Origin of the sequence: Rhizobium anhuiense bv. trifolii (assembly GCF_024346605.1) — a bacterium.
GTDB lineage: Bacteria > Pseudomonadota > Alphaproteobacteria > Rhizobiales > Rhizobiaceae > Rhizobium > Rhizobium anhuiense.
In genome coordinates, this window is record NZ_CP098801.1 from 807,351 (window position 1) to 825,879 (window position 18,529).

Annotated in this window: 12 protein-coding genes and 1 pseudogene; 12 read left to right on the forward strand and 1 reads right to left on the reverse strand. The window is 59.0% G+C overall.

Annotated elements, in window-relative coordinates; translation table 11 throughout:
- Positions 1-125: 125 nt before the first annotated feature.
- From NE851_RS03900 to NE851_RS03935, 8 genes are all read left to right on the forward strand, one after another.
- Positions 126-764: an invasion associated locus B family protein gene (locus tag NE851_RS03900; protein WP_097622751.1), complete on the forward strand. Its 639-nt coding sequence runs from the start codon at positions 126-128 to the stop codon at positions 762-764.
- Between the two features lie 12 nt (positions 765-776).
- Positions 777-2,498, forward strand: a complete 1,722-nt coding sequence (locus tag NE851_RS03905) for a ShlB/FhaC/HecB family hemolysin secretion/activation protein (RefSeq protein WP_254955466.1) — start codon at positions 777-779, stop codon at positions 2,496-2,498.
- Positions 2,499-2,545: 47 nt separating this feature from the next.
- Positions 2,546-3,100, forward strand: coding sequence for a hypothetical protein (locus NE851_RS03910; protein WP_097630788.1), 555 nt, complete (start codon positions 2,546-2,548; stop codon positions 3,098-3,100).
- 98 nt (positions 3,101-3,198) lie between these two features.
- A complete protein-coding gene (locus NE851_RS03915; RefSeq protein ID WP_254955467.1) occupies positions 3,199-12,201 on the forward strand; it encodes a hemagglutinin repeat-containing protein in 9,003 nt (3,000 codons plus the stop codon).
- Positions 12,202-12,205: 4 nt separating this feature from the next.
- Positions 12,206-12,625, forward strand: a complete 420-nt coding sequence (locus tag NE851_RS03920) for a hypothetical protein (protein ID WP_143541060.1) — start codon at positions 12,206-12,208, stop codon at positions 12,623-12,625.
- 206 nt (positions 12,626-12,831) lie between these two features.
- Positions 12,832-13,869 carry an EndoU domain-containing protein gene (locus tag NE851_RS03925; RefSeq protein WP_210202130.1) on the forward strand — a complete coding sequence of 346 codons (1,038 nt, stop codon included), beginning with the start codon at positions 12,832-12,834 and terminating at the stop codon, positions 13,867-13,869.
- Positions 13,870-13,878: 9 nt separating this feature from the next.
- Positions 13,879-14,139 carry a MafI family immunity protein gene (locus tag NE851_RS03930; protein WP_179867819.1) on the forward strand — a complete coding sequence of 87 codons (261 nt, stop codon included), beginning with the start codon at positions 13,879-13,881 and terminating at the stop codon, positions 14,137-14,139.
- Between the two features lie 145 nt (positions 14,140-14,284).
- Positions 14,285-14,563, forward strand: coding sequence for an immunity protein CdiI family protein (locus tag NE851_RS03935; RefSeq protein WP_097543431.1), 279 nt, complete (start codon positions 14,285-14,287; stop codon positions 14,561-14,563).
- A gap of 188 nt (positions 14,564-14,751) precedes the next feature.
- Here the strand turns inward: NE851_RS03935 and NE851_RS03940 are convergent, their stop codons facing one another.
- Positions 14,752-15,336: a DUF1349 domain-containing protein gene (locus tag NE851_RS03940; protein ID WP_097630742.1), complete on the reverse strand. Its 585-nt coding sequence runs from the start codon at positions 15,334-15,336 to the stop codon at positions 14,752-14,754.
- 70 nt (positions 15,337-15,406) lie between these two features.
- On the opposite strand from NE851_RS03940, the gene NE851_RS03945 reads away from it, so the two are divergent.
- From NE851_RS03945 to NE851_RS03960, 4 genes and pseudogenes are all read left to right on the forward strand, one after another.
- Entirely contained in the window at positions 15,407-15,805 is a 399-nt protein-coding gene (locus NE851_RS03945) for a putative toxin (protein WP_245433470.1), read from the forward strand.
- Positions 15,806-15,814: 9 nt separating this feature from the next.
- Positions 15,815-16,573 (forward strand): hypothetical protein, encoded by a 759-nt coding sequence (locus NE851_RS03950; protein WP_143541096.1) that lies wholly within the window; start codon positions 15,815-15,817, stop codon positions 16,571-16,573.
- Between the two features lie 134 nt (positions 16,574-16,707).
- Positions 16,708-17,896, forward strand: a pseudogene (locus tag NE851_RS03955) (IS3 family transposase).
- Positions 17,897-18,091: 195 nt separating this feature from the next.
- The gene (locus NE851_RS03960) at positions 18,092-18,505 is read left to right on the forward strand and encodes a hypothetical protein (protein ID WP_097544067.1); all 414 of its coding nucleotides are present in this window, start codon (positions 18,092-18,094) and stop codon (positions 18,503-18,505) included.
- Positions 18,506-18,529: the final 24 nt, after the last annotated feature.

Below are 18,529 nucleotides of genomic sequence, written 5' to 3' on the forward strand. Positions count from 1 at the left end.
CCCAGAACGCGAAGTAAATATCTAACGGAAACTTTACCGTGCTGACACGCTTAGGTTGACCAAACGATGGATTGTAGCGATATGACTTTACACGCCAATAAAATCTTCCTGAAGTTGTATTTTCAATGAGAAAATTTTTGAAAGCCGATATGAAGTGGGGCCTCCAGACAGTCGCCTCCGTTCTGATATTCATCGCTTGGGCGAATCCTTCTTTTTCGCAATCTGCTGTTCCTGCCGATCAGGGAGCGGGGCAGGTGCAGGCGCCGCCGATAAAATCCCAGAAATTCGACGACTGGTATTATCGCTGCTCGGGTTCTGAAGGCACCGAGGCCTGCGAAGTCGCCCAGATCGCGCAAGTCGCCAAAGATGGCGAGAACGTCAATGTCCTGACGCTGGCGATCGCAGCTGCGCCGGCCGGGTCCCAAGGCAAGGGCGAGAAGGGCGGGGGCGAGAAGGGCAAGGGCGAGAAAGGCAAGCCGGGGCTGACGCTGACCGCTCTGCTGCCGCTCAACGTCTTCCTGCCCTCGGGCCTGTCGATCAAGGCCGACGGCAAGCCCGTTGCGAAACTTGACTACCGCAATTGCAACCAGGCCGGATGCTGGGCGCAGCTGGCGCTGGATACGAAGACGGCGACGGCGCTCAAGAAGGGCTCGACCGCCGAAGGGTTGGTGCGGCTGATGAACGGCCAGGACGTCAATATCCGTTTCTCGCTGAAAGGGCTGCAACCGGCCCTCGACGAACTTCAATCCATTGCCGCGAAGTAGCCGAATTTCAAAATGACCACTGAAATTCGATACTCCCTGGTCGCTGGCGCCGTCCTCGTGATGGGTGTCGCACCCGCTTACGCGCAGTCGCCTGCCGATGATTTCAACCGGCGCCAGGAGCAACAGTCGCAGACGCAGCGGCTGGATGCCCTGCGCCGCGCAACACCGGGCGGCGATGCGGATACGGAAGACGGCTCTTTGCCGGCCAGCCAGGCAAATGCTGCCTGTTTCGACATCACTCGCGTCGAGATCGATGGGGCAAATCTGCTATCGGCGCAGGAGATCGGCAAGGTGACGGCGCCTTACGGCAACCGATGCGTCGGCCTGGCAGAGATCAATGCCGTTCTCAGGGATGTGACGCACCTCTATATCGATCATGGATATGTGACCTCGCGTGCCTACGTGCCGCAGCAGGATATCGCCAAGACCAGGGTCCTCCGGCTGCTCGTCGTCGAAGGCACGCTTTCCGACATCTATCTCAATGGCCAGAAAGTGGCCGGCAACGCGTCGCTGGCGACAGCCTTTCCCGGCCTGATCGGCCGGGTCGTCAATATCCGCGATATCGAGCAGGGCCTCGACCAGATGAACCGGCTGCAAGCCAACGACGCCAAGTCGGCCATGCTGCCCGGCCCGAAGGACGGAACCTCCATCCTGAACATCGAAAACCGCCCAGGCCGCCCCTGGCATGTCTCCTTGGGCAACAACAATATGGGGCAGGAAAGCACCGGTTTTTCCAGGAGTTCGGCATCGCTCGGCTTCGACGATCTGCTTGATATCAACGATCAGTGGTCGTTCTCCTACGAGCATAGCGGTCCGGACTATCCGTGGAGCAACGACGGAAACGGATATGGCAACAGCTATTCCGGCAATGTCAGCGTCCCCTACGGCTATTCGACGGTTTCGCTGAACGGCTCCTGGTACCAGTATGAAAGCACGGTCGAAGGAAATTTCTCATCGCTCGAAACCTCGGGCAATTCAGGGCAGGCGGGACTCGGCCTCGATCGCGTCGTCTTCCGCGACAAGGATTCGATCACGACGGTCCGCAGCAGCCTGACCTACAAGCAGACCAACAACTTTCTGCTCGGCAATCTGATCGAAGTCGGCAGCCGCCGCTATACGGTCGGCGATATCGGCATTTCCCACTCCCGCCGCATGTTCGGCGGCATCTGGGTATTCGACGTCAGTTATGACAAGGGGCTCGGTCTCTTCGATACCGTGGACCCCGGAGATCCGGGTGCCGGAAATGCAGACCCACGCTTTTCCAAATTCAACGCGACGGTCAGCGTAACGCAGCCATTCCAGGCCGCCGGCCGGCAGTTCGAACTGACCTCGCTGGTCAGCGGTCAATATTCCCCCGACAATCTTCTCGGCGCCGAGCAGATCTCGCTCGGCAGCTACAGCAATGTCCGCGGCACGCGCGAAAGCGTGCTCTTCGGCAATAACGGCATGTTCAGCCACAACGAGATCGTCTGGAGAACGGGGTCCAACCAGGGTGGCGGCGCGGCTGCGAAGGCATTCGGCGAGCTGCGCCCCTATCTCGGCTTCGATTACGGCCACATCTACGCGCAACAGCGCCTCGATATATCAGGCGGCGATCTCGCCAGCTGGACGGCCGGCATCCGCGCTGTCGGCGGCACCCTCAATCTCGACATCGGCTATTCACACCTGGTGACCGGCAGCATCGACAACGGTGCCGACGGCCTGTTCTACGCGAGCACGTCGATGCGCTGGTGACCAACAAATATCTGATTGAATTTATAAGCGAATTCTGGAGCTTCTGTATGCGTATCGTGCGTTTTCTAACCCTTCTCCTTCTGGCAGCGACGCTTGCGTCCTGCGTCACCACCGACCCGCGGCTGGTCTCGGCTCTCAAGCAGACCTCGGTTTCGCAGATCCGGGTCGAGACCGCTCCCGACGTCACGATGGGCGGCTTCTTCAATCGCACGAAGCCGGACCCGCAGCTGCCCGCCGTGGTGCGGACATTGCAGAGCACCATGGCGCGCGACCTGACTGGTCTTCCCGGCGGACCGGTCAAAGGTCGGCTGGTTGTGACACTGCATACGGTCGACGTGTCGAGCAAGGCGGGACGCGTCATCGCCGGAAGCGATAGCTACATCCAGGGAACGGTGCGGCTGGAAGATGCCAAGACCGGCCAGCTGATCGCCGAAGCCCAAAGCATTCGCGGCGACGATAAGGGCGTAAAGGGCGGTGGCGAAATCGGCATCGTCATTGCGATGGCCATTAATGCTGCGCAGTCCCAGGGAGAGGACGCGCTCGCCCAAAGGCTCTCCAATTCCTTCACCCGCAATGTGAAGACCTGGCTCACCCAGAAATAGGCCTGCGATGAGGTTCAGTGCCGCCGCGGTGACGGCGGCACTGAGCAACGATTGATATCGAGACACAAAACCAGTTGTGCGTTTGGGAAGACAAAACGATGCGTGAGAAAACCGGTCTTGGTTCTGAAGCAAGGGGTCTTGGCTGCCGGCTCGGCAGATTTGCCAATCGCTCGCTTGCCGTCGTGCTCAGCGCACTCTTGGTCTTTCAGCCGATGCTGGCCAATGCCCAATCGGTTTCCGCGAGCACCACGGCGCCCGTCGCCAACCAGCCGGGCGTCGGCACCGCCCCGAACGGCGTGCCGCTCATCGACATCGTCACCCCGAATGCGAGCGGCCTGTCGCATAACAAATACGACAATTTCAACGTCGGCACGCCGGGCCTCATCCTCAACAACTACAAGGGCGAGGTCGGCACCTCCAATCTCGGCGGCTTGACGCCGGGCAATCCCAATCTCAACACATCAGGTCCCGCATCGGTCATCCTCAACGAGGTCACCAGCGGCAACCGCTCGGGATTGAACGGCCCGATCGAGGTGTTCGGCGGCCGGGCGGATGTCGTCATCGCCAATCCGAACGGCATCACCTGCGACGGCTGCGGCTTCATCAACACGCCGCATGCGACGCTGACCACGGGCGCGCCTCAAATCGGCGCCGATGGCAAGCTCAACGGCTTTACCGTCAATGGCGGCGACGTCACCATCGGGCCGAACGGCGGCAATTTCTCCGCCGGGTCTGGCGCCGTCGACCTCTTCGACATCGTTTCTCGGGCGGTTCACGTCAACGGTCCTGTCTATGGCAAGGATCTTCGCGTCACGGCTGGCCGCAATCAATTCGATTATGCCACCGGCAACGCCACGGCACTTGCCGCGACGTCCGGAACGCCGGAATATGCGATCGACGGCACAGCACTCGGCGCCATGCAGGCCGACCGCATCAAGATCGTCGTCACCGAAAAGGGTGCCGGTGTGCGCATGAGCGGCAATCTTGCCGCCAACACCAACGAGCTGTCACTGTCGGCCGACGGCAAGATCTCGCTCGGCAACGTCTCCGGCCAGCAGGGCGTTTCGATCTCCTCGAAGGCGAAGGTGACGGCCGCCAAGGTGGCCTCTAAAGCCAAGGTCGCAGTTCAGGCGGGGCAGGGCATCACGCTGGATACGGTCGCCGCCGATGGCGACATCGTGCTGTCAAGCGGCAGCGGGCTGTTGAGTGTCGGCGGCGAGGTGAACAGCGCCGCCAACGTGCTGATGTCGTCGGCGGCCGGCATTGCCGCCGGCAGCATTACCGCCGGCAATGCGCTCTCTTTGTCCGCTACGTCGGGCGACATCCAGGTTGTCGGTGCGGTCAAGGGCACCGGCGCGCTCTCCATCACCGCCACATCAGGCGCGATCTCGGCTGCCTCGCTCGTCAGCAGCAACAATATCGCGCTTTCCGCCGGCGCCGATATCGGCGTCTCCGGCGATATTCTGGCGCAGGGCAACGTCACGGCGTCAGGCCGCTCGATCTCGGCCGATACGGTCGTTTCCGGCCTCGACATCGCTGCGACCAATGCGGCAAACGGCAGCACGGTTCTATCAGGCGCCGGCGACATCCAGCTTGCCGCCAGCAGCGGCGCGGTCGATGTCGAGGCACTTCTGTCGGCCGGCGATACGTCGGTCACGTCAGCGACGCTGACGGCCCAGAGCGTCATCGCGCATGGCGCGGTCGCGATCAACGCGGCCACGGACGTCAGCGGTCAGATCCTCAGTGCCGGCAACATCGACCTCACCGGCTCGGCCATCTCGGCCGACGCCATCATGGCCGGCATCGACTTTGCGGGAACGGAAGCGGCCGGCGGCAATATCGTGCTGACGCAGAGCGGCGATCTCTCGCTTGCCGCGAGCGGCGACATCGATGCCGGCACCCTGCTTGCTGCCGGCAATCTCTCGGCTTCCGCCGCCAATATCGGTGCGGCGACCGTGACCAGTCATGGCGCGATCACGCTGTCCGGCAACACGGATATCTCCGGCCAACTCCTCGCCGCCGGCGATGTATCGATCGGCGGCGGCTCGATTGCAGCGGGCACGATCGTCGCCGGCATGGACTTTGCCGCCACCGCCGCCTCGCCGAGTGGCGCCATCGCCGTCGGCACGGCCGGCGACCTGACGCTTGATGCCGGCAGCAGCGGGAGCGTCGATATCGACACGCTGCTTGCCGCAGGCGCGCTCCTCATCGATGCCGGTCGTTTCCAGGCCGACAATGTCAGCGGCCACGGCGCCGTTGCCATCAACGCCGATACATCGGTCACCGGCCAGCTCCTTGGCGCCGGCGACGTCTCGGTCACGGGTCCCGCCATTCAGGCCGGCGCCATCGTCTCCGGCGTCGATTTTGCCGCCACCGCCCAGTCGGCCAATGGCGACATCGCTCTGGGGCAGGCCGGCGATCTCACGCTCAAGGCGACGACCACCGATATCAGCGCCGGCAACCTGCTTGCCGCCGGAAGCGTCGATGCCAGCGCAGCGGGGGATGTCAGCGCCAACGTCGTCGCCCATCAGGACATGACGATCGTTGCCGGCGGCTCGATCGATCTTACCGGCCAGTCGCTTGCCGCCGGCAACGCCAGCCTCTCGGCGCGGGATATCACCGTCGATACTCTCGTTTCCGGCCTCGACTTCGCGGCCACAGCTGCATCCGCCGGCACGCTGAAGCTCCAGCAGACCGGCAGCATGAGCCTTGCCGCAACAAGCGGTTCGATCACCGCCGGCAACGCCCTGCTGAGCAGCGGCGCTCTTTCGGCCAGCGCCAGCCAGAATATTGCCTATAACAAGCTCCAGAGCCTCGCCAGCGCTGCGCTCACGGCGTCGGGCGGCCAGATCAGCTACGGCAATCCCACCCGCACTGCCGGCAACCTGACGCTCAGCACGACCAATATCGATCTCTCCAATGGCCGGGCGAGCAACATTGCCGCCGGCGGTACGCTGACGCTCAATGCGGCGAGCGCCAACCTTGCCAACAGCAGCCTCACACTCGGCGGTCTTGCCCTCAATCTCTCCGGCACGGCCGATATCAGCGGTGCCCGGGTCAACGCCGTCACCAGTGCCGGCGGTTCCGGCGATGTCGCCATCAAAGCGGCCGGCCTTACCACGACGGCCGGCACGGCGCTGCTCGCCGCCCACGATTTGACGCTGACGCTGCCGTCGCTGACCAATACCGGGCAGTTGGCCGCCGGCCACGATCTCACATTCAACATTTCCGGCGACTTTACCAACAGCGCCACGGGCCTGACCTATGCCGGCAACAACGCCAACCTCTTCGTCAGCGGGGTGCTCACCAACAATCAGGGCGCCATCATATCAGGCAACGATCTGACGATTGCCGGGGCGACATCAGCGCAGAGAAATGCGGCGGTCACCAATGTTTCCGGGCTGATCCAGGCCGGAAACGACATGTCGATCCTGACCAGCAACCTGACCAACCAGCGGGCCGCCACGCCGCAATGGACCACCGGTACCCTGGTGTCGTCAGGCGTCGTCAGCGGTTTCACGCTGAATCCCGTCGCCGCCGGCCTGCCGTTCGGCTACCTCGAGACCGCAGACCAGAACATGTACCAGCTCTATGCGGGCGTGGATCCGGCCTTGTGGCAGGATTATGAACCGCTGCTCTGGTCGAAGGCGACGCTTGCCGACGGCACGACCTATCATGCATGGACATGGATCTCGGCCGACGGACCCGAGAAGGTCGGGCCGATCATCGACTGGATCAGGGACCGGGTGCCGAGGGACGCGAACGGCAATCCCGTTGTCGATCCCAACAATCCGTCGCGCTATTTCATCGTCGACGAGGTGAATTTCAGCGGCTCGGACGAAAGCACCACCTACACCTGGGATTGGTCGTCCAATCTCAGTCAGTCGGTCTATGAGGACCGCTTGGTCGGCACGCTCAGCCCGGAAGCGACGATCCGGGCGGGCCGCAACCTTTCGATCGACGCCACGAATCTGACCAATTCCTACAGCTCGATCGAGGCCGGCGGCAACGCAACGCTGAAGGGCTCGACACTCAACAATACGGGCGTCACGCTCTTTCGCACGACGACGACAACCTGCAACGCCCAGGGCGCCTGCACGGCCTATGATGGCAATGGCAACGCCAATCCCTCGAAGAACATCGCCAACGGCTCGACGATCGTCAGCTCCGTCCAGGCGATCGGCGGCGTCTCGGCCAACATCAAGGCCGGCGGCGCGCTTTCCGTGGATTTCGGCAGTGTCAACAACACCTCAGCAGCCGGCTCGATGGCCGGCGGCGCCAGCCTGGCGGCATCAAGCAATCCCGGCGATCCGCTCTCGGCGCTCTCCGGTCTGACCGCCGGCGGCGCGATGTTCAACGTCAACTCGGCGCTCGGCGGCGTCACCGCCAACGGCGGCAGCCTGCTTGCCGGGCTCGGCAATATTGCCGAGCGCATCCGCGTCGACGGCGCAGCTCTTGCGGCCGCCGCCAAGCCGCAATCGGGCGGCTTCGGCGGCACCATACGCGGACAGATCTTCCTGTTCGAAACCCGCGCCGAATTCCTCGACGTCGGCAAATTCTACGGCTCCGGCTATTTCATGAAAGAAATCGGCTACGTGCCGGAGACGACGGTTCCGTTCCTGGGCGATGCCTATTTCGAGAACCAGCTGATCGACACGCAGTTGCGGCAGCTTGTCGGCGAAGGGCTCGGCAGAAGCACCTTCATCGCCGGCAATGACGCCATCGAGCAGATGAAGACGCTGCTCGACGAGGGTGTCGACTATGCCAAGAAGCACCACCTGGCCGTCGGCCAAGGCCTCACGCCTGAGCAGGCGGCGGCGCTGACCACGTCGATCGTCCTCTACCAGTGGCAGACCATCGACGGCGTGCAGGTGCTCGCGCCCGTCGTCTACGTCGCTGCCGCCGACCGGCAGAAGCTGACCGGTGCCGGCGCCGCCATAGCGGGCGGCTCGGTCAATATGAATGTCGGCAATCTCGACAATTCCGGCCTGATCGCATCCGCTGGCGGCCTGACCGTCTCCGGCAGCTCCATCCAGGGCAGCGGCACGTTCCTGTCGCGCGGCGACACGGTGCTCAATGCCACCAACGGCATCACGCTTGCCGCCCAGACAATGACGATCGGCGGCCAGAACCTCGTCAACACCAATGCAGGCGTGACGGCAGGCGGCAATCTGCAGCTCGCCGGCGGCAGCGGCGATCTGGCGCTGAAGGGCGTCAAGGTCAATGCCACAGGTTCCGCCCAGCTCTCCGGCAACAATGTCACGCTCGCGGCGGCCAAGGTCGACAATGCAGGCCAGCAGAATGCCACCGGCAGCCAGATCGCGAGCGGCGGCAGCCTGACGATCAAGGCAACCGACAACGTCAACGTCATCGGCAGTTCGGCCAAGGCGGGCACGACGCTCGATGTGACTGCCGACAACGGCTCTGTGGCCGTGGTGTCGACCGATGTCGCCCGCAGCAACCAATCCGGCTACACCAAGACCCTCTCCACCGACCAGCAGCAATCGCAGCTTTCCTCCGGCACGGATACGACGATCAAATCAGGCGACGACATCCTGCTCTCCGGCTCCTCCATCAAGGCCGAGGGCAAGGCGGCGTTGAGTGCCGGCGACGACATCGATATCACCGCCGCGCAGGAGCAGTCCGCATCCACTTTCGGCAAGAAGTCCGCCTCGTCGATCACACATGTCGGCTCGGAGATATCAGCCGGCGGCGATCTCTCGGTCACCGCGGGCAACGGCAGCGGCGATCACGACCTCAACATCGTCGGCAGCAAGCTCGCCGCCGACGGCAAGCTCGCTCTCAAGGCCGACGGCGACGTGACGATCGCCGAAGCCACCGACACCGCGACCCTCGACACCAGGCTCAGCACCAAGGGCGGTTTCCTCGGCACGAGTGAGAAGACCACCACCCATCTGGAAACGACGACGGCTATCGGCTCATCGATCAGCGGCGGCGCAGGCGTCGACATCACCTCCGGCAAGGACACGGTCATCTCCGCATCGAAGATCGAAGCCGGCAAGGCCGACGACACCGACCCGGCGGACCTCAACATCAGCGCCGGCGGTGACCTGATCATCGCCTCCGGAATGGATACCAGCGCCAAGGACGACAAGGGCTCGCGTAGTGGCTTCCTGTCCAAGGGTTCGTCCAGCCACAAGAGCTACGATGAGACCACCGTCGCCTCCGAGCTCGGCGCATCGGGCAATATCAATCTGACCGCCGACGGCGCGGCTGTTATATCGGGTTCGAAGGCCACTGCCGACAAATCGATTTCCGTCATGGCCGACAGCGTTTCGATCATCGGCGCGCAGGAAACCCACGAACTCGAGGAGCAGCGCAAGAAATCCGGCTTCGGCGTCGGCGGCGGTGGCGGTTTCATTTCGATCTATGGCAGCCAGCAGAACAGCGGCAAAAAGGCCTCCGAGCTCAATGTGGCATCGGTGCTGTCTGCCGGAACGGACGTCGCACTCAAGTCACGCGACACCGACATCAACATCCTCGGCTCGCAGATCTCTGCGACAGACAACATCACGCTCGACGCGGCGCGCGACGTCAACATCACCCCGGGCGCGGAAAGCGAGTCGTCCGAGGAAAAGGAAAAACGCTCCGGCTTCGGCATTTCCTTCGGCTCAAGCAGCAGCGGCTTCTCCGTGGGCATCGGCATGTCATCGGTTTCCGACACGACGAAGCAAGGTTCGCAGACCAACGCGATGGCCACGCTGTCCGCCGGCAACGACTTGACGATCAAGGCCGGGCGTGACGCCAACCTGCAGGCCGCTGACGTCTGGGCCGATCGCGACGTAGCGATCATTGCTGAGCGTGATGTCAATTTGCTGAGCGCGGAAGACAAGTCGAACTACGAGAGCGTGCACGAGCAGTTCTTCGCCGGGGTGACGCTGTCGGTTTCGACAGGGCTGGTTAGCGCAGGCCAGAGCATTGCCGGCGCTGCACAGAAGATCGCCGGCATTTCGGACGGCTACACGGCAGCCAACGCCGCCTTCGCCTCGCTCAAGGCCTATGACGCCCTCCAGCAGCTTTCCAGCATCGCCAAGGACGGCGGCAGCATCGCATCCGTATCGCTGACGGCAGGCTTCAGCTACGAGAAGAGCAGCGCCTCCTCGTCCACTTCCACGCCTGTTGTCACCAGCGTGGGGGCCGGACGATCGGTCACTATCGAAGCGACTTCCGGCGATCTGACGGGGCACGGCGCGCAGATAACGGCGGGATATGACTACGGCGTGGTTGCATCCGATGACGACAAGTCTGGCGACATCACGTTGAAGGCCGGGCACGATATCATGCTCGAAAGCGCTCAGGCGACCAGTGAGACGGCCAGCGACAGTAAATCGGCAAATGCCAGCTTCGGCTTAAACGCAGGTATCGGCCTGCAAGGCGTCGGCGTAGGTCTCACCGGTGGCGCCGGCGCGGGAATGTCGAAATCCGATGCCACTTCGGTCACACAAGTCAACAGCCATGTCACTGGCAGCGGCGATATCACGATCAAATCCGGCAACGATACGACACTTAAGGGCGCTGTCGTTTCTGGCGATACGATCACAGCTGAGGTCGATGGTGATCTCAGTATCATCTCCAGCCCCGATACTGGCAGCAGCACGAACAGTTCTGCCTCTGCCGGCTTTACGCTCGGGGGCACCTTGCTCTCTGGTATCCAGTTTGGCGGTGGCCTTGGTTCCGGCACAACGAACTGGATTAACGAGCAATCTGGCCTTCTATCCACTGGTAAGATGGATATCGAAGTCGGTGGCAATACCGACCTTCAGGCCGGCAAGATCATCTCTGATAGCGGTGACTTGGCGCTTTCGACCGATACGCTGACCTACAGCGATTTCCTCGGACAGAAGGGCTATGAGGGCTTCAGCGCCCAGATCGGCATTGAGATTCCCGGCAACGAGTTGCCCGGTGCGTCGCCGGCAAACAACACCCTCGAAGGCACTTACAAGCTCGACGACACGCGCCAGACCGTACGTGCCACCGTCGGCCCTGGCACCATCACCATTCGTAACGAGGAGAAGCAGGCGGCCTTGGAGCAATCCGGAGCCACCGCGCCGCTCGCTGACCTCAATCGCGATCCCGACAACGCTTACGAGATCACACGCGACAAGCATATTGATCTGGAAATCTATCTTTCAACGCGAAGCGTCAACGCGCTTGCAGAAGGCATCCAGAATGCGTTCGCCCCGGGCGGATTCATTGATCGATACCTTCTTGGCAAGCGGCTTACGCCAGAGGAAGTCGCCAATGTCAAAGCTGGCGTTGATGCGCTGGTAAACGGTGGTGAATTTGTCGGCTGCGGTCAGAAGCAGGGTTTCAATCTGCTCGACCTCTTCTTCACGCCCGCTTACGCCGACGGTTTCTCCACGGATTGCACGATTAGGCAGGCGGACGGCCAATTTATCCATCTGGGTATCAAGACTTATCAAGCGTGCCAGGATGCCATTTACGCCTATCTCAACTCCCTCGATACCGAGGAACGGCTGAATGTTATCAAGGCTGCCGCCTTCGCGTTTGGTGTCGACCACCCCATCGACGCGGACAGCCAGATCAAAAATAGCTGGCTGCTGGACGCAATTGATAGGCTTGACGGCGGAATCTCCGGCGGCACAGCCTATCAGGCGTATCTTGACGCAAGGCGTGACGCGGCTCTCATCGGAGAGCAGTTGCAAGGGGAACAGTGGGCGATTTGGAACGACCCCTCGACGACGCTTTCCGAAAAGTTCCAGAAATTGGAGAAGACGGGCCTCGACATCAACGCCGTGATCGCAATAGCGATCACGGGAGGGATAGGACCCGGACTTAACGCGGCCCTCGTAAGAAATATCGTCCGGGAGAACACGACGCCATTTGGAACAAGTGGGAAGGCATACAACATCAAATCGGAGACCGAGCTAACGTCTTTATTCAGCAGACTTACAGTCGGCGCAAAAGACGTAGGCGCCAAGAATTATGACGGCACAATGAAAATGTTGCCAGATGGAACGAGAATTGGTTTACGAGAAACCTCGGAAACCGGAGGGAAAACGATAGACATATTTCCAGGAAAAGGAACTCCCTACAAAATCCATGTGGAGCCGGAGTAAGACTGTGGACAGAGAATATGCAAAGACAATCGTGGACTACCTCTATGATGAAGGAGATAGGGATATAATATTCTTCGGGTTCATCATCGGTGTCGTTAGCTTCGACAGAGAGGATGCCCCATACGAAAAATCTGAAGCCGACAGATTTAACCACGCACTCCGGCTGGCTAATTTCCTGATTTCTGAAGGAGATTTTAGTCCTGGAAAATCAATCCGCCAGGAAAATGGTAACTTTAGAAAAACCTTGTACGAAGACGGATTTGAAGAGTTTCGTCAAGACTTGGAGAATTTATTTGATGGAGGCGGCATCGACAATATCGATCTCGTTGCCGGTCCTTGGTTGATCAAAAACAACATTGGCAAGTCGGCGCCAACCGTCCCGAACAGCATTTCTGAATTATTTGGTGACTCAACCATTGGGTGACCTTGCTAAAGGACTTTGAGAGGGATCATCGATGATGCTCTCGGACGGTACGGGCCACCGTCGGTCCGGGCGACATCGTCATTCGCGATCAGAACCAGCAGGCCGCTCTCGAACAGAACGGCACTTCCACGCGTCCGCTTGATGAACTCAACCGCGATCCCGACAAGGCCTACGAGATCACCAGGGACAAACATGTCAATCTCGATGTGTATCTGTCGACCAACAGTCTCGAGGCGGCAATCAAGGCCGGGCAGACAGTCGCGGAAGCGATTGGCAACGCCCTTGATCGATTGGCTGCAGATGGCAAATTGTCAGCCAGTGACCATAGCTCTGCGGCAGCGCTGTCCGCTTACCGCAATGATCCGAAGGTTCTGGCGCAGTTAGCGAGCTGCGGTCAACAGAGTGGCGATGCGGGTTTTAGTATCTTCGATTGGCTGATTACGCCTGCGTATGCCAACCCTGCGAGTTGCCTTATCACTGCCGGAAGCCAGACGTACACAATTACGCCGAGCGGAGCACTGGACTGCTTGGGATTGTTCCTGACGGAGACACGGCTTGCCGCATCGCAAGCGAGCGCAGCAGCGACAGCCGCCACTATAGCTCTCGCCAGCTTGTTCCTCCTCGTTTCCGCCGGGCCAGCAGGTGCAGCGATCGACCAAAAGACGACGCTCAAAGACGGCACTATCGTCCATCTTACGGGGCAACAGGACCAATTTAAAAGGAGCGTTCTTGTCACCTTGCCTAACGGTCAGGAGGTTTCACTGGTCCTCAACCTCACGGCAAGTGGTGGTTATGAACTGGTTGCTGGAAGGGTGCTGGACGGGGCCATGCCGGTCACAATGCTTGCCGATATGGCAAAGCAGCTGTCTCGTGGAGGTATAAGTGTTGTCTATAATGAGACGAGCAATTCAAACAACGCAAATGAGGAAAAGCCTAACCTTCTCGATCCTGACGCCGCCGGGGATGTCTTGGACGGGGATGCGGAAGGCGGAGGTCATCGTCCTGGTACGGGAAACCCAGGAAAAAGCGAGTTTCCAAGCGGATGGTCCGACGAAAAAATTCTCGGAGAAATTTCAGACGTCGCGACTGATCCTGCTTCTGATCGATTGCCTGGTCGGGATGGCGCAACGGTTGTTATAGGCGAGCGCGAGGGTGTTAAAATCAGGGTTATCGTAGGGTCCGATGGCAAGATCATTAGCGGTTGGCCGGTAAAAGGTCCGGGTGTCGTGCAAAACCCGAAATAGGAGATGCAGTTGTCACGCAGATTTGAGGAAATTGAATTGCTATTTCAGGGCCTAATGGAATCAGCAAAATCAGAGCTATCTGAATCGGAATGCACTGAAATACAAGAATATATCGATGTCGGTGAGTATGGACTTGCGTTGAGAACAGCAGTCGCGATTTATGCCGAGGAAAACAAGGTGGCGAGCATTGCGGTAAGGGACTTCATTCGTCGTTTGGCGAGCGCCATGAATATTGACGTTGATCAGCTGCTAGGGCGATTACCGAATTGAAATGCCGGGGTATCAGCATTGGAGGTGTTAGGTCAGGATTCACTGACCGCCTCTATTTCATGCTAAATTATGACAAGGGAAAGCGAGGTGTTTTCAGAAAGATAAAATACAGGCCCGCAATGCGAAGGCTTGCGGGAGGTTCTTCATGACTAGGGGCAAGGCTATTCGGCCAGTCCGCAGGCGTCTGACGTTGATGGCCGAAGTCCAATGTTGGGCGATTTGGGACATGGAAATGCGCGACAATGTTGACCCCTACACGCTGCCAATTTCGCGACAGCTTGCCGAGGAGATAAATCAATGGTCGGATCGGCTTGATGCCATTTACAAGCTGGATCACGTCCTGGCACATCTGTGCGCCAGGCGGATAGTGGCTTTTGCAAAACCCTATACGAAGGTGGATTTGAAGAGTTTCGAAAAAATTTAGAGGGGTTATTTGATGAAGGCGGCATCGATAATATCGATCTTGTTGCCGGTCCTTGGTTGATCAAAAATTATATTGGTCAATCCGCGCCAGCTATACCGGATAGCGTTGCCGAGCTGTTCTGATGATATCCCCAATGAATGGTGCCGAGCGGCAAGCTGATCTCCGGCGGTTGAACGCAATACAGATCCTCAACTCAAATCATGTAGCCCCGTCGTAATCGCCGGCCCAACCGAAAACTCCGAAAACTGCACCCTCAGCCCGCTGCGCTCCGGCGTGCAGGCAGTCGGTCCGACCTCATAGCGCGTGGCCGCCGGGAAGGGCGCTAACCGCAGCAGCGGCCAGACGCTGCCGTCGCGCGAGGCCTGGATGCGCATGGCGCCGTTTTTGATGGTCACGCGGATGTGGAAATCCTCCAATTCCCTGAAGGGCTGCGCCACCGACCAGTCGGACTTGCCGTCGGTGACGACGGTGCTTAGGAAGGGTTCGCCGTCGGTGAACTCGACGCCTGACTTCACCCAGCGTCTTTCGTCGATGCGCACCATCAGGCCGGCCTGGTCGTAGAGGGTGCGGAATTCGCCCTGGACGCGGATCTGCGCGGTAAAGCTCTCGGTCGTGGGAAAGGTGAGGAAATGGCCGCTGTCGCGGGTGAAGCCGTAGTGGGTTTCACGCCAGAAATCGGTCTTCTCATCGGTCGTCAGGGTGAGGGCGGCTTCGTCTGCCCGCCAGTTGGCCGGCTCGTTCAGCCATGTCCCGTCGTTGAAATCGATGCTCATCCTGTTCTCCCGTTCCGTTGAAGCCTTGCCGCAGGGCGATCGCCTTACTTTGGCATAATACCCGGCCGTGGTGCAGAGGGCGTGCCGCAGCCGAAGATGGTGTTTTTCCGGCGTCACCTTCGAAGAGCAGATCATTGACGCACTCGACCACGTCGGTGCTGCCAGGAATGGCGTACCAGTGACTGTATCGCTTAAAAACGGCAAAGAGGTTACGACCATTCCCGATCTTTGGGACAAAACTGTCGTGGGAATAGTTGAGGCGAAGAATGTAAAATATCTATCCAATTCCGATCAACTGCGCGCGCAACTGAGAGCTGCTGAAGCGTTCGGGCAGCCGTTTAACCTCGTCGTTAGTCCGAACACTAGGCCTACAAAGCCCCTGGAGCGCGAAATCAGACGAATAAATGAACTTGTTGGGGGCGGCATTTATCGTTTCGATCCTGCAACCGGTTTAATAACCGATTTTTAGAGGCGCGACATGAAACACCATATGATGCGCATGTTCATCAATACGGACGCTGCTACCACTGATTGGTCCGTTGGCAAGGAGGTGCTGTTGGCCTTCTGCGAGGCGGATTTTCGCCTGGTACCTGAGAGCATATATCAATGGGAGACGCGCATTGGCGAGTTTCATTCTATCGAGCAGTGTGAGCCCCATTGGGCAGGAATTGCGCGCTCGCGCATTAGGGGATCATTGATTGAGTTTCCTATCGGCCTAGGCTGGAGAAGAAAAAAAGACATCAGATATCAAGCTGAAATCAAGCATAGCCAAACCAACATGCTTGGACATTGGCTTAGTGGGAAGCTTTCGGTTTATGCCGCGCCACATAAGACGGTTGATTGGCTGCCGGCTTTCCGGCGTCTGTGCCGCGTCATGAGGCCCACTTTTGGTTTGCTGCATTACTTCGTACCTATCGAAGACACGGAACGGTCTGGGACACCTGAGAGTTATTTTGGTGGAGGAGTGGTGCCCCCTAGAGGAACGCTTAAGGACATTCCGAATCTCGGTTGGGCCACATTTCTTGGAGGAGAGTTGGCCAAAGCAGTCAAAGCCGAACAAATTGAAGAAGCGGGCTTCACTATCGAAAAAATCAATGACGGCTACTTGTTGAGACTGACGGACAATATAAATGACTTAGCCGACAATTATTCCCATTTCTCGAAACGGAGGGCGGAACTCAAGAAGTTGTTTCCCGACGATTTCTTTCTCGTCAAGCATGAGCCGATCTCAGTATAACGGCGGGTGTGTCGCCGCCCGTGAAACCCCATGTGATCCGTTATGTTCGTCAATACCGACGCTGTAACCACCTGACCTGCCACTGAGAATTTCCTCCAGAATGGATTAGAGTCCGGCCCCTTGAGGACGGACATATGAAGAAGCAGAGATTTACGGAAGAGCAGATTATTGCGGTGCTGAAGGAACAGGAGGCAGGTGCGAAAGTGGCCGACCTCTGCCGCAAGCAAGGGATTTCAGAAGCAACGTTTTATAATTGGAAAGCCAAATACGGCGGCATGGAAGTCTCCGAAGCGAAGCGTCTGAAGGCGCTTGAGGACGAGAATACCAAGCTAAAGAAGTTGCTGGCCGAGCAGATGCTCGATGCAGCCGCACTCCGCGAGCTTCTTGCAAAAAAATGGTAGGGCCTGCCGCCAAGCGTGAAGCCGTCACCCATCTGAAGGCCGTCATGGGTCTCTCGGAGCGGCGGGCCTGCCAGATCATATCCGCCGACCGCAAGACGGTCCGCTATCGGTCAAGTCGACCACCGGAGATAGAATTGCGGGCGAAGCTGCGCGACCTCGCCAACGAGCGGCGGCGTTTCGGCTATCGTCGGCTGTTCATCCTGCTTCTGCGGGATGGAGAGCCGTCCGGCGTCAATCGCATCTACCGTCTTTATCGCGAGGAAGGGCTTTCCGTTCGCAAGCGAAAGGCCCGGCGGCGTGCTGTCGGCACGCGTGCACCGATCCTGGTCGAGGCGAAAGCCAATGCCCGCTGGTCGCTGGATTTCGTCCACGACCAGTTCGCCTGCGGCAGACGATTCCGGGTCCTCAATGTCGTTGATGACGTGACGCGCGAATGCCTGGCAGCGATCCCGGACACGTCTATCTCTGGTCGACGTGTCGCCCGAGAACTGACAACGCTGATCGAACGACGCGGCAAGCCCGGAATGATTGTCTCCGACAACGGCACCGAACTAACGTCGAATGCCATTCTCGCATGGTCGAGGGATCACAAGGTGGAGTGGCACTACATCGCACCGGGGAAGCCAATGCAGAACGGATATGTCGAGAGTTTCAACGGTCGAATGCGCGACGAGTTACTCAACGAGAGCATCTTCTTCGGCCTGGATCATGCCCGCAGCGTCATTGCTGAATGGGCTGACGACTATAACCATTTCCGGCCACACTCGTCGCTCGGATACCAGACCCCGGCAGGCTACGCCGGGAGCATCGCCGCAACCGGCTCCAACGCTGCGCGAGATGAAAGCTTCGCGTTCCGCCGGTTGCTCCCACCGCGCCAGTTGGCATATTTAGAACCACCGAGGCTCTAATCGCGGCCGGATGAAACTTCAGTGGCAGGTCATTCGAACCCGGCCAATGATCAGATTCTTTTGAGTAGATTTTCGGACGCAGCAAAACAAATATCCTCTGCGGGAAGTATCGAATACAATAAGGTTTACAATATGAACGGCTGGGAACTGATTTTTAGTGAACGGCCAACAGACCTCCTCCCTGTGATCAAGCATGCGTTGTACATCCCATGAGTGATATAATTTTTGACTCTGAAACCGTTTCCTTAGGGCTAAGCTTTTTAGAACTGGATCCGAACGATCAAGCCTCAATGCGTTGGAGCGTCGAGTTGAGCATAAAACACTCCACTGGATGTTTTTCCTATCTGGCGACGGACGTTTGGTTCGATACGGACATTTGGGATGAATTTACAATCGCCCTTTCATCGCAAGAACCGAAAATCCTCAGGCTTGTGGACATGAGCGAATACTTCCGTTTTGTTATTGAGCGAACTGCAACATCCTTTGAAACTACAATTCAAGTACTTGAACCAATCATTTCACAAGGGATGATACGCCTTGAAGCGCGCTTGGAAAGCGATCTCGATGGGCCGTTGCTGCGCAGCCTAAGGGATTCTTTCGCCGCCTGCCCCAAGTTTTGGTAGGTTCATCGAATTGAAAAACGACAG

What these genes read in the sequence shown, in the direction of transcription:
- NE851_RS03900 (WP_097622751.1), top strand. Translation starts at nt 126, where the DNA reads ATGAGAAAATTTTTGAAAGCCGATATGAAGTGGGGCCTCCAGACAGTC.
- NE851_RS03905 (WP_254955466.1), top strand. Translation starts at nt 777, where the DNA reads ATGACCACTGAAATTCGATACTCCCTGGTCGCTGGCGCCGTCCTCGTG.
- NE851_RS03910 (WP_097630788.1), top strand. Translation starts at nt 2,546, where the DNA reads ATGCGTATCGTGCGTTTTCTAACCCTTCTCCTTCTGGCAGCGACGCTT.
- NE851_RS03915 (WP_254955467.1), top strand. Translation starts at nt 3,199, where the DNA reads ATGCGTGAGAAAACCGGTCTTGGTTCTGAAGCAAGGGGTCTTGGCTGC.
- NE851_RS03935 (WP_097543431.1), top strand. Translation starts at nt 14,285, where the DNA reads ATGACTAGGGGCAAGGCTATTCGGCCAGTCCGCAGGCGTCTGACGTTG.
- NE851_RS03940 (WP_097630742.1), bottom strand. Translation starts at nt 15,336, where the DNA reads ATGAGCATCGATTTCAACGACGGGACATGGCTGAACGAGCCGGCCAAC.
- NE851_RS03950 (WP_143541096.1), top strand. Translation starts at nt 15,815, where the DNA reads ATGAAACACCATATGATGCGCATGTTCATCAATACGGACGCTGCTACC.
- NE851_RS03960 (WP_097544067.1), top strand. Translation starts at nt 18,092, where the DNA reads ATGAGTGATATAATTTTTGACTCTGAAACCGTTTCCTTAGGGCTAAGC.